Source organism: Streptomyces sp. NPDC090025 (genome assembly GCF_044748125.1).
In the GTDB taxonomy this organism is placed as follows: domain Bacteria; phylum Actinomycetota; class Actinomycetes; order Streptomycetales; family Streptomycetaceae; genus Streptomyces.
This window is the reverse complement of sequence record NZ_JBIVFL010000004.1, coordinates 326,236-340,107: the sequence shown is the minus strand read 5'-3', so window position 1 is coordinate 340,107 and position 13,872 is coordinate 326,236. Positions and strand designations below refer to the sequence as shown.

Annotated in this window: 10 protein-coding genes; 7 read left to right on the top strand and 3 right to left on the bottom strand. The window is 74.0% G+C overall.

The annotated features are described in order from the left end of the window. Position 1: 1 nt before the first annotated feature. Both ACIPXM_RS14100 and ACIPXM_RS14095 read right to left on the bottom strand, forming a co-directional pair. On the bottom strand, positions 2 to 2,269 hold the full coding sequence (locus ACIPXM_RS14100) for a helix-hairpin-helix domain-containing protein (protein ID WP_401655105.1): 2,268 nt from the start codon (positions 2,267 to 2,269) through the stop codon (positions 2 to 4). Next, complete coding sequence (locus tag ACIPXM_RS14095; RefSeq protein ID WP_401655104.1) at positions 2,266 to 3,243, bottom strand: aldo/keto reductase; 978 nt, start codon at positions 3,241 to 3,243, stop codon at positions 2,266 to 2,268. Before ACIPXM_RS14095 ends, ACIPXM_RS14100 begins: the two co-directional genes overlap by 4 nt. A gap of 221 nt (positions 3,244 to 3,464) precedes the next feature. On the opposite strand from ACIPXM_RS14095, the gene ACIPXM_RS14090 reads away from it, so the two are divergent. After that, complete coding sequence (locus ACIPXM_RS14090) at positions 3,465 to 4,514, top strand: LLM class F420-dependent oxidoreductase (RefSeq protein ID WP_401655103.1); 1,050 nt, start codon at positions 3,465 to 3,467, stop codon at positions 4,512 to 4,514. A 323-nt stretch (positions 4,515 to 4,837) separates the two neighbouring features. Beyond that, positions 4,838 to 5,623: a ferritin-like domain-containing protein gene (locus ACIPXM_RS14085; protein WP_401655102.1), complete on the top strand. Its 786-nt coding sequence runs from the start codon at positions 4,838 to 4,840 to the stop codon at positions 5,621 to 5,623. Positions 5,624 to 5,746: 123 nt separating this feature from the next. Here ACIPXM_RS14085 and ACIPXM_RS14080 read toward each other — a convergent pair whose 3' ends face one another. Beyond that, complete coding sequence (locus ACIPXM_RS14080) at positions 5,747 to 6,739, bottom strand: magnesium and cobalt transport protein CorA (RefSeq protein ID WP_401655219.1); 993 nt, start codon at positions 6,737 to 6,739, stop codon at positions 5,747 to 5,749. A 76-nt stretch (positions 6,740 to 6,815) separates the two neighbouring features. Here ACIPXM_RS14080 and ACIPXM_RS14075 point away from each other — a divergent pair, with 76 nt between their 5' ends. From ACIPXM_RS14075 to ACIPXM_RS14055, 5 genes are all read left to right on the top strand, one after another. Continuing rightward, complete coding sequence (locus tag ACIPXM_RS14075) at positions 6,816 to 7,529, top strand: histidine phosphatase family protein (protein WP_401655101.1); 714 nt, start codon at positions 6,816 to 6,818, stop codon at positions 7,527 to 7,529. A gap of 130 nt (positions 7,530 to 7,659) precedes the next feature. Continuing rightward, entirely contained in the window at positions 7,660 to 8,250 is a 591-nt protein-coding gene (locus tag ACIPXM_RS14070) for a DUF3090 domain-containing protein (RefSeq protein WP_401655100.1), read from the top strand. Further along, positions 8,214 to 9,059, top strand: a complete 846-nt coding sequence (locus ACIPXM_RS14065; protein WP_401655218.1) for an SCO1664 family protein — start codon at positions 8,214 to 8,216, stop codon at positions 9,057 to 9,059. The genes ACIPXM_RS14070 and ACIPXM_RS14065 overlap by 37 nt, the downstream gene beginning before the upstream one ends. 165 nt (positions 9,060 to 9,224) lie before the next feature. Further along, entirely contained in the window at positions 9,225 to 10,454 is a 1,230-nt protein-coding gene (mshC, locus tag ACIPXM_RS14060) for a cysteine--1-D-myo-inosityl 2-amino-2-deoxy-alpha-D-glucopyranoside ligase (RefSeq protein ID WP_401655099.1), read from the top strand. A 196-nt stretch (positions 10,455 to 10,650) separates the two neighbouring features. Next, positions 10,651 to 13,758, top strand: coding sequence for an NPCBM/NEW2 domain-containing protein (locus tag ACIPXM_RS14055; protein WP_401655098.1), 3,108 nt, complete (start codon positions 10,651 to 10,653; stop codon positions 13,756 to 13,758). Positions 13,759 to 13,872 lie beyond the last annotated feature (114 nt).

Genomic DNA, 13,872 nt, shown 5'->3' with positions numbered 1-13,872 from the left:
GCTACGGGGCCTCCGCCGGCTCCTCCGGCTCGTGGAGCAGCGCCTCCAGGAGCGGGCGCAGCCGGGTGGTGCGCTCGGGGTCGCGGCCCTCGGCGACCGCGCGCGGCAGTGCCTGCTCCACGCCGTGGACCACGGACAGGTGGCGCTCCGCGCGGCTGAACGCGGTGTAGACCCAGGCCCGGGTCAGGCCCCCGGCCGCGTCGCCCGGCAGCACGACCACGGCGGCGGGCCAGCGCGAACCGGCGGCCTGGTGGGCGGTGAGCGCCCAGCCGTGCCGCAGCGTCGACTCGACCCGCTCCTTCGGTACGACGACCTTCTCGCCCGCGCAGTCCAGGTGCAGGCCCTCGGCGTCGGCCGAGACGACCGTGCCGGTCACCGTACGGCCGGGGGCGGGGGAGTGGGCCACCCGGTCGCCCGGGTCGAAGCCGCCGAAGCGGCCGGGGCCCGGGTTCAGACGCTGCTTGAGCGCCGTGTTGAGGGCGCGGGTGCCGGCCGAGCCGCCGTGCCCGACGGTGATCACCTGGGTCTGCTCGACGGGCACCCCGAGCGCGCGCGGGATCGAGTCGGCGGCCAGCTGCACCGTGCGGTGCACCGCTTCCCCGGCGTCCCGGACCGGGACGATCACGACCTCCTTGCCGGGGGCCGCCACCTGGTTCAGCTCGCCGACGCCGATGCCGGAGACCAGCTCGCCGACCGGGCCGGGATCGGGCACCCGGGACGCGATCTGCGGGACCAGCCGGGCCGCGAGCAGATCGGCGAACACCCGGCCGGGGCCCGCCGCGCCGAGGACGTGCGGATCGCCGCTGAGCACCAGCCGGGCGCCGTCCGGCAGCGCCTCCACCAGGGAGGCCGCCGTCTCGACGTCCAGCTGCGGCGCGTCCAGGAGCACCAGCAGGTCGAGGGCGAGGGTGCCTTCCGCGTCCCGGCCGGGACCGGCGGTGCCGGACAGCAGCGCGGGCAGCGGCAGGGCGCCGTCCCGGCCGGTGTGGGCCGCCAGCGCCACCCGCAGGCCACGCGCGCGGGCCGCCGTGGCCAGCGCGGCGGGTTCGCTGCGGGCGGTCTCCCCGCCGGTGTGGAGGACCAGGCCGTGCGCCCCGGCGGCGCGGGCCAGCTCGGGCCCTTCCCACTCGGCGGGCTCGACCGTGCGGACCAGCCGGGCGAGCCCGTCGGCCAGGGACTCCTCCGCCAGCGCGTACCGCTCAAGGCCGATCAGGACCGGCGCGGCAGGCTCCTCGGGAGCGGCCGAGGCACCGGGACCCGGCCGCTGGTCCGCGTCCCCGCCCTCGTCGTCCGACTCCTCATCGTCCCACTCCTCTGCGGCGCCCTCGACGTCCTCGTCCTCCTCCTGGAAGACCAGGACGGCCGCCTCCGACACCGCCAGCTCGACGGCCTGGTCAGGCTCGGGCACGGACAGCCGGGCCAGCCCGTCCCGTACGGCTCCGATCTCCAGGGCCGTGTGTCCCTTGAGGGCCGCCTGCTCCAGGAGCCAGGCGGCCAGCGCGACCACCCGGCGCGGGTCGGCCGGGCCGCACTGGGGACCGAGCAGCGCCCGGGCGAAGCCGTCGGCCTGCTCGGGCCGGGTGCCCGGCACCGCGAGCAACTGCCAGGGGTCGGCCGCGAGCGCCCGGGCGGCGCCCTCGCCGAGCACCGCCGCCACCTGCGGCGCCAGGGTCTCCGGCGCCCCGCCGCGCACCAGCACCTCGCGCACGGAGGCCGTGGTCTCCTCGGTCACCGGCGGGGCCGGGGCCGGTGCCGGGCGCACGGTCGTGGCGGGCGCGGCGGCCGGGGCGGGCCGCGACGGCGCGGGGACCTCCACACGCGGCACGGAGACCGGCTTCGCGCCGCTCTCGACCGCGCGCACCGCCGCGAGCAGGTCGGCGGCCGTGCCGGTCAGCTTGGTGCCCGCCTCGACCGGGGCGGCACGCTCGGCCTTGCGCTGCTCGATCCGCGCCCGCAGCTCCCGCTGCGCGGCCAGCTCCGCCTGCGCTTCGGAAAGCTGCGTGCCGTCCGCACCCTCCGCGCCCTCGGCGTCGGCCGCGCCCTCGGCCGTCTCCGCCTCTACCGAATCGGCGTCGGCCTCAGCCTCAGCCTCGGCCTCGTCCTTGTCCTCAGCCTCAGTCACCTCGCCCGTACCGGCGTCCTGGACCGCATCCGCATCCGCATCCGCATCCGCGCCACCGTCGGCCGCGGCCTGCGACGGCTCCGGGGCCCCGGGCTCCGTCTCGGGTGCGTCGGGCTGCGGCGCGGTGGCGCCGGAAGGCTCGGTCACAAGGTGCTCCAGTCGTGATCCGGATAGCGGTGCACGGGCGCCGACACATCGTCGAGAGCCCGGCAGATCTCGTCAGGAAGACTAAGCCCCTCCACTGACAAAGCGGCCGTGAGCTGCTGCGCGTTGCGCGCGCCGACGATCGGGGCGGTGACGCCGGGGCGGTCGCGGACCCAGGCGAGGGCGACCTGGAGCGGGGTGGTGGCGAGGCCGTCGGCCGCCGTGGTGACCGCGTCCACGATCCGGCTCGCCGTGTCGTCCAGATACGGCTCCACGAACGGCGCCAGCGCCTCCGAGCCGCCGCGCGAGTCGGCCGGGGTGCCGTGCCGGTACTTGCCGGTGAGCACACCGCGCCCGAGCGGCGAGGAGGGCAGCAGCCCGATGCCCAGGTCGAGCGCGGCCGGCAGCACCTCGCGCTCGATGCCGCGCTGCAGCAGCGAGTACTCCAGCTGCGCACCGGCGAGCCGGGTGCGGTCACCCATCAGCTGCCAGGTGCCCGCCTTGGCGAGCTGCCAGCCGCAGAAGTTGGACACCCCGGCATAGCGCGCGCGACCGCTGCGCACCGCTATGTCGAGCGCCTGCAGCGACTCCTCCAGGGGCGTGCACGGGTCGAAGGCGTGCAGTTGCCACAGGTCGACGTGGTCGGTGCCGAGCCGGGCGAGGGAGGCGTCGAGCGCGGCGAGCAGATGGCCGCGCGAACCGTCGGTGCGCCGGTCCGGGTCGGGGACGCTGCCCGCCTTGGTGGAGACGACCAGGTCCTGACGCGGCACCAGCCGCTCCATGAGCCGCCCCAGCAGATACTCGGCCTCGCCGCCGCCGTACACGTCGGCGGTGTCCACGAGCGTGCCGCCCGCGTCCCAGAACGCCTTCAACTGCTCGGCCGCGTCGTGCTCGTCGGTGTCCCGGCCCCAGGTGAGGGTGCCGAGCCCGATGCGGGACACGCGCAGGCCGGTACGTCCGAGATGCCTCTGCTCCATGGCCGCGAGAGTACTGGCCATGGCACCACGCGGAGACACCCTGTGGACAACCTGTCCACAGGCCCGGCGGCGGACCCGGCGGCGGACCCGTCGGGGGACCGACGGAGGGGGCCGCCCCGCCCTGCCCCGCACCGGTCCCCGGCCGCCTCCTGACGAATGCCGGGGCCGCGCGCTAGAGTCCCCGGAACAGGGACGTTACCGATGGGTAAGGGGTACGTGGCATGCGGCTCGGCATCAACCTCGGCTACTGGGGCGCGGGCATGGACGGCGACAACCTGGCCGTGGCCCAGGAGGCGGACCGCCTCGGCTACGACGTGTGCTGGGCGGCGGAGGCGTACGGCTCCGACGCGCCCACCGTGCTGTCCTACGTCGCCGCCAAGACCGAGCGGATCGACATCGGTTCGGCGATCATGCAGATCCCGGCCCGTCAGCCCGCGATGACGGCGATGACCGCCGCCACCCTCGACTCGCTGTCCGGCGGCCGGTTCCGGCTCGGCCTCGGCGTCTCGGGACCGCAGGTCTCCGAGGGCTGGTACGGCGTCAAGTTCGACAAGCCGCTGGCCCGCACCCGCGAGTACGTCGAGATCGTCCGCAAGGCCATGTCGCGCGAGCGGCTGACCCACGAGGGCGAGCACTGGACGCTGCCGCTGCCCGGCGGCCCCGGCAAGCCGATCAAGCTCACGGTGCACCCGACCCGCCCCCACATCCCGCTGTACATCGCCGCCATCGGCCCCAAGAACCTGGAGCAGACCGGCGAGATCGCCGACGGCGCGCTGCTGATCTTCCCGGCCGCCGAGCACCTGGAGGAGACCGCGCTGCGCCACCTGCGGGCGGGCCGCGAGAAGGCCGGGCTGACCATGGACGGCTTCGACGTCCACCCGACGCTGCCGCTCGCCCTCGGGGACGACATCGACGCGCTCGCCGACATCTTCCGCCCGTACACCGCGCTCTACGTCGGCGGCATGGGCAGCCGCAAGCAGAACTTCTACAACCAGCTGGCCCAGCGGATGGGCTACGAGAAGGCCGCCGCCGAGATCCAGGACACGTACCTGTCCGGCGACAAGGCCGGTGCCGCGGCGGCCGTGCCGCGCCAGCTGATCGACCAGACCACGCTGCTCGGCTCGGTCGACCGGATCGCCGACCGGATGACGGCGTACGCGGCGGCCGGGGTCACCACCCTGACCCTCGCCCCGGCCGGCTTCACCCTCGACGAGCGGGTGGCGGCACTGCGGGCGGGCGTGGAGGCGCTGGAGCGGGCCGGACTGGCGTAACGCGGGGAGGTCCGCGGCCGTGGTGGGGGCTCGGGGGTCTTCCCCGCCACGGCCGTCACGCAGCACAACGGGCGACGGCGCCCCCGGGTTACGCGCCCCGCGGTACTTCCCGCGCCCCCGCCGCGCGCCGTACGGGCCCCGTTGGCTGATTCCGGACCCCCGCCCGTACCCGTGTCCGTACCCCTTCCGGCACCCCTCGCCGTACCTCTCCGAGGCGCGCCGTCCGAGCTTCCGCCTCTCCCCGTTCGGCCCAGCCGCCACCGTCTCCTGTTGCCCACGCGCGCGTGTCGCACTTGACTCGGACATCACGGGAGGTGGCAGCCATGCTCACGGCCAAGGGTCTGTTCCAGGAAATCGTCGACAACGACGAGTCGTTCCAGCTCTTCTGCTCCATCGCCGCCAGCGGCGAGGCCCAGGGCGGCTGGGAGAACGGCCGGATCGCGGCCCTCGTCGCGCCCGGGATGCGGGATCTCGCCCCCAAGATCACCCGGCACGGCGCCGACGAGGACAAGCATGGCCGGATCTTCAACGCGCTGCTGCGCAAGCGCGGCCTCGATCCGGTGCCGGTGCCCCCGGAGGCGGACTACACGATGCTCCTGGAGCGGCGCGGCATCGGCCTCGCCCACGACAAGCTGCGCCGGGACCAGCCGCTCAGCGAGGAGGACATCATCGTCTACCTCGCGCACAGCCGGGTCACCGAACAGCGCGCCGCCGACCAGATGATCATGCTGGTGAAGTACTTCGGCGACCATCCGGAGCTCGGCAAGGCGATCCGGATGATCGACAACGACGAGACCAACCACCTCTCGTACTGCCACGAGGAGCTGCTCCGGCTCAACGACGCCGGGCACGGGCGGCTGATCCAGCGCATCCTGCGGGAGTCCGCGCTCGCCGAGATCCAGGTCTACCGGGACGTCAGCCTCGCCGTGATGAGCCACATGGGCCGCATCCTGCGCTGGCCGAAGGCCAAGGCCGGGGCGCTCGCCGCGGGCATCCACGGGATGTACGCGTGGGAGCGCGGCGCGGGCTGGCACAGGATGGTCGACCTCAAGATGCCCGAGCGCCGCGACGCCCTCGGCGGCCCGGCGACCCCGGCCCCCGTGTTCTGACCCCGGCCGGCCACCGGACTGGGCCCAGGGCCCAGGGCCCAGGGCCGAGCGCCCGGGGCCGCGGGCCGGACATGGCCGCGGGCCCCGGAGCCGTACAGGATCCGTACCGCTCAGACCTACCGCTCACATCCAGCCACGCCGCTTGAACAGCCGGTAAAGACCGGCCACCACCCCGGCCATCAGCAGGATCACCGCCGGGTAGGACCAGACCCAGTGCAGCTCCGGCATGTGCTCGAAGTTCATGCCGTAGATCCCGGCGACCATCGTCGGGACCGCGGCCATCGCCGCCCAGGCCGAGATCTTCCGCATGTCGTCGTTCTGCCGTACGCCCATCTGCGCCAGATGCGCCGAGAGCACGTCGGACAGCAGCCGGTCCAGGCCCTCCACCTGCTCGTTCGCCCGCAGCAGATGGTCGTGCACATCACGGAAGAACGGCATCGAGCGGTCCGGCACGAACGGCACCTGACCGCCCGCGAGACGGGCCATCGGGCCCGCCAGCGGGACGCTGGCCCGGCGGAACTCAAGGACCTGCCGCTTGGCCGTGTAGATCCGCTCGGCGGTCCGCGCGGTGCTGCCGCCGGTCGGCGCGAAGACGTCCGCCTCCAGCTCCTCCAGGTCGACCTGGAGCTCGCCCGCGATGTCGAGATAGTGGTCCACCACGGCGTCGCTGATCACGTAGAGCACCGACGCGGGCCCGTGCCGGAGCACCTCGGGCTCGGCCTCCAGGCGCTTGCGCACGGCCGCCAGCGGGCCGCCCGCGCCGTGCCGCACGGTCACCACGAACGAGTCGCCGAGGAACACCATCAGCTCGCCGGAGGACACCCGGTCGCTCTCCGGCTCGTACACGACCGGCTTGAGCACCGCGAACAGCGAGTCGTCGTAGACCTCCAGCTTGGGCCGCTGATGCGCGGTCAGGGCGTCCTCGACGGCGAGCGGGTGGAGCGCGAACTCCGAGGTGACATGGGCGAACTCGGCCTCGGTCGGCTCGTGGAGCCCCACCCACAGGAAGGCGTCCCCGGTCGCCCTGGCCTCCGCCAGCGCGTCCGAGAGGTCGGCGGGGCCCTCCGTCCTGCGGCCGTCCCGATAAATGGCTGAATCCACGATCACGGGCCGTATTCTCCCCCGGCCGCGGCCCGGCCGCACACCCGTACGCCCCGCGGCGCTCCGCCGGGCACCCCCTACGCTGGCCCCCATGGCCACCCTGATCCTCGTCCGCCACGGACGCTCCACCGCCAACACCTCCGGTGTGCTCGCCGGACGGACGCCCGGTGTCACGCTCGACGAGCGGGGCACCGCGCAGGCCGCCGCGCTGCCCGGGCGGCTGGCCGGGATCCCGCTCGCCGCGGTGGTCGCCAGCCCGCTGGAGCGCTGCCAGGAGACCGTACGGCCGCTCCTGGACGCCCGGCCCGGGCTCGCGCTGCACACCGAGGACCGGATCAACGAGTGCGACTACGGCGACTGGTCGGGCCGCAAGCTCGCCGAGCTGATGGACGAACCGCTGATGAAGGTCGTCCAGGGACACCCCTCGGCCGCCGCGTTCCCCGGCGGGGAGTCCCTGCGCGCCATGCAGTACCGCGCGGTGGACGCCGTCCGGGACTGGAACGCCCGGATCGAGGCGGAGCACGGCGCCGACGCGGTCTACGCGATGTGCTCGCACGGCGATGTCATCAAGGCGGTCGTGGCCGACGCGCTCGGCCTCCATCTCGACCTGTTCCAGCGGATCCACGCCGACCCCTGCTCGGTCACCGCGATCCGCTACACCGCTCAGCGACCCTTCCTGCTGCGCCTCGGCGACACCGGCGACCTGGCCGGTCTCGCGCCGCACGGCACCCCGGCCGGGTCCGATGCGGCGGCCGCCGCCGCATCCGGTGCCGCGGAGGTCGGGGGCGGCGCGGGCGCACCGTGATCCCTCCGCGCAGTAGGGTGGATCCGCCGCTGTAGCACCGTCCGGCCGGGCCGGGGTGCCTCTTCGCACGACCGCATGCGCACGACGTATGCGCACGACCACAGTTCGAGACCCAAGGGAGTCGGGAAACGTGTCCCGTCAGGTGTTCCTCTACGACCCGCCGGAGCGTTTCGTGGCCGGTACGGTCGGGCTGCCTGGCCGCCGTACGTTCTTCCTGCAGGCGTCCGCGGCCGGCCGGGTCACGAGTGTCGCCCTGGAGAAGTCCCAGGTCGCGGCGCTCGCCGAGCGGATCGACGAACTGCTCGACGAGGTCGTGCGCCGCACCGGCGGCAACGCGCCCGTCCCCGCGGTGGCCCCCACCGACATCGCCGACACCGCGCCCCTCGACACGCCCGTCGAGGAGGAGTTCCGGGTCGGCACCATGGCGCTCGCCTGGGACGGCGAGCAGCAGCGCATGATCGTCGAGGCGCAGGCGCTGGTCGAGCTCGACGCGGACTCCGAGGAGGACCTCGCCGAGGCCGAGGAGCGGCTGCTCCAGGACGAGGAGAACGGCCCGCCGATGCTGCGGGTCCGGCTCACCGGCGCCCAGGCGCGGGCGTTCGCCAAGCGCGCCCTCGACGTGGTCAACGCGGGCCGCCCGCCGTGCCCGCTGTGCAGCCTGCCGCTGGACCCCGAGGGCCATGTCTGCCCGCGCCAGAACGGATACCGTCGCGGCGCATGAGCGGCCATCGGGCTCCGACGACGATCGAAACCCTCGACCTGCTCGGCCGCGGTGAGCTGACCGTGCGCGGCCAGGTCCGCGAGGCGTCCAACGCGGTGCTGTTCTGCACCGTCGGGTACGAGGGCGTCAGCGCCGACTGCGTGTACAAGCCGGTCGCCGGTGAGCGCCCGCTGTGGGACTTCCCCGACGGCACCCTGGCACAGCGCGAGGTGGCCGCCTTCGAGCTGTCCGAGGCGACCGGCTGGGGCCTGGTCCCGCCGACCGTGCTGCGGGACGGCCCGTACGGCGAGGGCATGGTCCAGCTGTGGGTCGAGGCGGACCCGGCGGCCGAGCTGCTCGCGCTCGTCGAGGACGAGGAGGCCGGCGAGGGCTGGAAGGCCGTGGGCCTGGCCCAGGTGGCCGAGGACCGCACCGCGCTGCTGGTCCACGCCGACACCCCCGAGCTGCGCCGGCTGTCCGTCCTGGACGCCGTCATCAACAACGGCGACCGCAAGGGCGGCCATCTGCTGCCCGCGCCGGACGGCCGGCTCTACGGGATCGACCACGGCGTCTCCTTCCACGTGGACGACAAGCTGCGCACCCTGCTGTGGGGCTGGGCGGGCGAGGAGCTGACCCCGGAGGCGGTGGCGGTGCTCGACGGGCTCGCCGAGCGGCTGGCCCCGGGCACTCCGCTGGCGGAACGGCTCGCGACCCTGCTGACGGCCGCCGAGGTGGCCGCGGTACGGGACCGGGTCGGCGCGCTGCGTGGCTCGGGGCGGCATCCCGTACCGTCGGGGCAGTGGCCCGCGATCCCGTGGCCGCCCGTGTGACGGCGGGCCCACGCCAGGTCGGCCGATGGTTTTCGGCCAACCTTTCCGGACAGGGGTACACCCCCCGGGGGTATGCATAAGCCGTCGGGCCCCGCAAGACCGCCTCCTCGGCCAAGATCCGGGTGCGGTTCGTATCCGGAACACCTGTCCGGTTACGCTCAGGACATGCATGCCTGGCCCGCTTCTGAGGTCCCCGCCCTGCCCGGCAAGGGCCGCGACCTCCGGATTCACGACACCGCGACCGGTGGACGAGTGACCCTCGCCCCCGGCCCCGTCGCCCGCATCTACGTCTGCGGCATCACGCCGTACGACGCGACCCACATGGGTCACGCGGCGACCTACAACGCGTTCGACCTCGTTCAGCGCGTGTGGCTCGACACCAAGCGGCAGGTTCACTACGTCCAGAACGTCACCGACGTCGACGACCCGCTCCTGGAGCGGGCCATCCGCGACGGCATCGACTGGGTCGGCCTCGCCGAGCGCGAGACCGCCCTGTTCCGCGAGGACATGACCGCCCTGCGGATGCTGCCCCCGCAGCACTACATCGGCGCGGTCGAGGCGATACCCGGCATCGTGCCGCTCGTCGAGCGGCTGCGGGACTCCGGCGCCGCCTACGAGCTCGACGGCGACATCTACTTCTCCGTCGACGCCGACCCGCACTTCGGCTCCGTCTCGCACTACGACACCGAGCTGATGCGCCACCTGTCCGCCGAGCGCGGCGGCGACCCGGACCGCCCCGGCAAGAAGAACCCGCTCGACCCGATGCTGTGGATGGCCGCCCGCGAGGGCGACCCCAGCTGGGACGGCGGCAGCCTCGGCCCCGGCCGCCCCGGCTGGCACATCGAGTGCGTCGCCATCGCCCTCGACCACCTCGGCATGGGCTTCGACGTGCAGGGCGGCGGCTCCGACCTGATCTTCCCGCACCACGAGATGGGCGCCTCGCACGCGCAGGCCCTCACCGGCGAGTTCCCCATGGCCAAGGCGTACGTGCACGCCGGCATGGTCGCCCTCGACGGCGAGAAGATGTCCAAGTCCAAGGGCAACCTCGTCTTCGTCTCCCGGCTGCGCCGCGACGGCGTCGACCCGGCCGCCATCCGGCTCGCCCTGCTCGCCCACCACTACCGGGCCGACTGGGAGTGGACCGACCAGGTGCTCCAGGACGCCCTCGCGCGCCTGGACCGCTGGCGCGCCGCCGTCTCGCGCCCCGACGGCACGTCCGCCGACGCGCTCGTCGAGGAGCTCCGCGAGGCGCTCTCCGACGACCTGGACACCCCGGCCGCGCTCGCCGCGGTCGACCGCTGGGCCGCCCTGCAGACCGCCGAAGGCGGCACCGACGAGTCCGCCCCCGGCCTCGTCTCCCGCGCCGTCGACGCCCTCCTCGGCGTGGCCCTGTAACACCCTCGCGCGGAGCGCCCCCACCGGTGGGCGCCCCTCGCGGGAACCCTCCGCGGGGTCCCTCGCGTGACGGGCCGACGACAGGCCGAGGACAGGCCGAAAACCGTCGCACGGGCCGCTTCCGGAACCCATAAGTCCAGGAGCGGCCCGCGCGAGTCCATGGCCACCCCCGCCACCGCGGCGCTAGACAGGCCACATGAGATCACCAACGCGACTGAGAACAGCGGCGGTTGGCGCACTCCTCGGCCTGCTCGCCGCCTTCGCCGGACCCGGCGGCAGCGCGGCGGCCGCCCCCGCCGACACCCCGTCGGCCACCCCCGCGGACACCACCGTGGGCGCGGTCACCGGCTTCACCGCCGACCCCGCGGGCGCCGTCTACCGGCTCACGGCCGGACCGGCCAAGGCCCGGATCAGCTTCGTCTCCGCCGAGACCTTCCGCATCGAACTCGCCCCCGACGGCACCTTCGCCGACCCCACCGGGCAGGACATCGTGCTGCCCCAGGGGCCGCCGCCGGCCACCCGCTGGACCGACCTCGGCGACGCCTACGAACTGCGCACCGACCAGGTGATCCTGCGCGCCGCCAAGAACCCGCTGAGGTTCGCCGCGTACCGCCCCGACGGCACCCCGCTGTGGTCCGAGACCCAGGGCCTCAGCTGGAACAAGGACCGCACCGTGCAGACCCTCGCCCGCGGCGCCGACGAGCAGTTCTACGGCGCCGGGATGCAGAACGGGCGCGGCAACACCTCGCACCGGGGCAAGACCGTCGAGGTCGGCGTCGACTACGACTGGAACGACGGCGGCCACCCCAACTCCGTCCCGTTCTACCTCTCCTCCGCCGGATACGGCGTCTACCGCAACACCTACGCCCCCGGCACCTACACCTTCGCCGACCCCGTCACCACCACCGCGAAGGAACAGCGCTTCGACGCCTACTACTTCACCGGCGGCGGGAACGGCCCCGGGAACGGCTCCGGGAACGCCCTGAAGGACGTCATCGGCCAGTACACCGCGCTCACCGGAAAACCGTTCCTGCCGCCCATGTACGGCCTGGAGACCGGCGACGCCGACTGCTACCTCCACAACGCCAACCGCGGCGAACGCCACACCCTCGACGCCCTCGAGGTCGCCGACGACTACGTCCGGCACGACATGCCCAACGGCTGGATGCTCGTCAACGACGGCTACGGCTGCGGCTACGAGAACCTCGCCGAGACCTCCCAGGGCCTCGGGGCCCGCGGCACCCGGCTCGGGCTGTGGACCGAGGACGGCATCGACCGGCTCGGCGACCAGGTCAAGGCGGGCCAGCGGGTCGCCAAGCTCGACGTCGCCTGGGTCGGCGAGGGCTACAAGTTCGCCCTCGACGGCTGCAAGGACGCCTACGCGGGCATCGAGGCCAACAGCGACGCCCGCGGCTTCACCTGGGCCCCGGAGAGCTGGTCCGGCGCACAGCGCTGCGGCGTCCAGTGGTCGGGCGACCAGTCCGGCAGCTGGGACTACATCCGCTGGCAGATCCCCACCTACGCGGGCGCCTCCATGTCCGGCCTCGCCTACACCACCGGCGACGTCGACGGCATCTTCGGCGGCAGCCCCACCACGTACACCCGCGACCTTCAGTGGAAGACGTTCCTGCCGGTCACCATGACCATGGACGGCTGGGCGCCCACCGACAAGCAGCCCTTCCGCCACGGCGAGCCGTACACCTCGATCAACCGCGCCTCGCTCAAACTGCACGAGGCCCTGCTCCCGTACATCTACTCGCACGCCCACCGGGCCACGAAGACCGGCGTCGGGCTCGCCAGGCCGCTCGCTCTGGAGTACCCGGACGACCCGGCCGCCGCGAGTGACGCCGCGAAGTACGAATTCCTCAGCGGCGAGGACTTCCTCGTCGCCCCCGTCTACCAGAACGCCGTCGAACGCGACGGCATCTACCTGCCCAAGGGCACCTGGATCGACTACCACAACGGCCGCACCTACCAGGGCCCGGTCACCCTGAACGACTACAGCGCCCCACTGGACACCCTGCCGCTGTTCGTACGGGCCGGGGCCGCCGTCCCGATGTGGCCCGGCGGCATCCGCTCGGCCACCGACCGCAGGCCCGGCGACCCGATCGCCTGGGACGTCTACCCGCAGGGCACCTCCTCCTTCGAGCTGTACGAGGACGACGGCGTCACCCGCGAGCACCGCACCGGCCGGTCCGCCACCCAGCGCGCCGACGTGCGGGCCCCCGCGCGCGGGGCGGGCGACGTGACCGTACGGATCGGCGCCAGCACCGGCGACTACACCGGCAAGCCCGCCGCCCGGCCGTACCGCTTCACCGTCCACACCGGCGACACGCCCGCCGCCGTCACCCTCGACGGCCGCGCCCTGCCCCGGCAGACCTCCAAGGCCGCCTTCGAGGCCGCCCCGCGCGGCTGGTGGTACGACCCCGCCGACCGCGGCGGAGTGGTCCAGGTCAAGACCGCCGCCCAGCGCACCGACCGCGCCTTCGAACTGCGCCTCACCGCCACCAGCGCGGTCGGCGGCGCCGTGCCCGGAGCCGCCGCCACCGCCGCCGTGACCGGCGGGCAGGAGCTCGGCGCGGGCGTGCCCGGCACCGTCGCCGTGGACGTCACCGCCGGTACCCAGGACGCCACCGGGGTACGCACCGGCCTCACCGTCCCGGCCGGCTGGCAGGTCGCCCCGGCCGCGCCCATCGCCCGGATCGCCGCCGGGACCACCCGACGGGTCACCCTGACCGTCACCCCGCCCGCCGGAGCGACCCCCGGCGAGGTCACGCTCACCGCGGACGTCCGGCACCGCGCGGCCGGCCAGGACCGCACCGCGACACAGCGCTTCGCCGCCGACGTCATGCCACCCCCGCCGACCGCCCCCGCCTGGGCGAGCGACCTGGTCTGGCTGACCGCGACCAACGGCTGGGGACCGCCCGAACGCGACCGCTCCAACGGCGAGTCGGGCGCCGCCGACGGACACCCGCTGACCCTCGCCGGGACCAGCTACGCCAAGGGGATCGGCGCCCACGCCGACTCCGACATCGAGGTGTACACCGGCGGCCGGTGCACCGCCCTCACCGCCGACGTCGGCATCGACGACGAGATCAACGGCTATGGGGAGGTGACGTTCTCGGTCGAAGCCGACGGTCAGGTGAAGTGGACCTCGCCCAAGCTCACCGGCGCCTCGGCGACGGTGCCCGTCCGGGTCGACCTCACCGGCGCCCACCATGTCCACCTGCGGATATCCGACAGCAACGGCTCGAAGAGCGGCGACCACGGGGACTGGGCGGGCGCCCGGTTCGACTGCGCCTGAGCCCGCGGGCCGAGTCCGCAACCGGAGGGTTTCGGACTCGGCCCGCGCCTGTTCATGGTCAATTGGTCCCGCGGACGGCCCCAACTGATGCGTGAATAGGGGACGTTGTGGTGA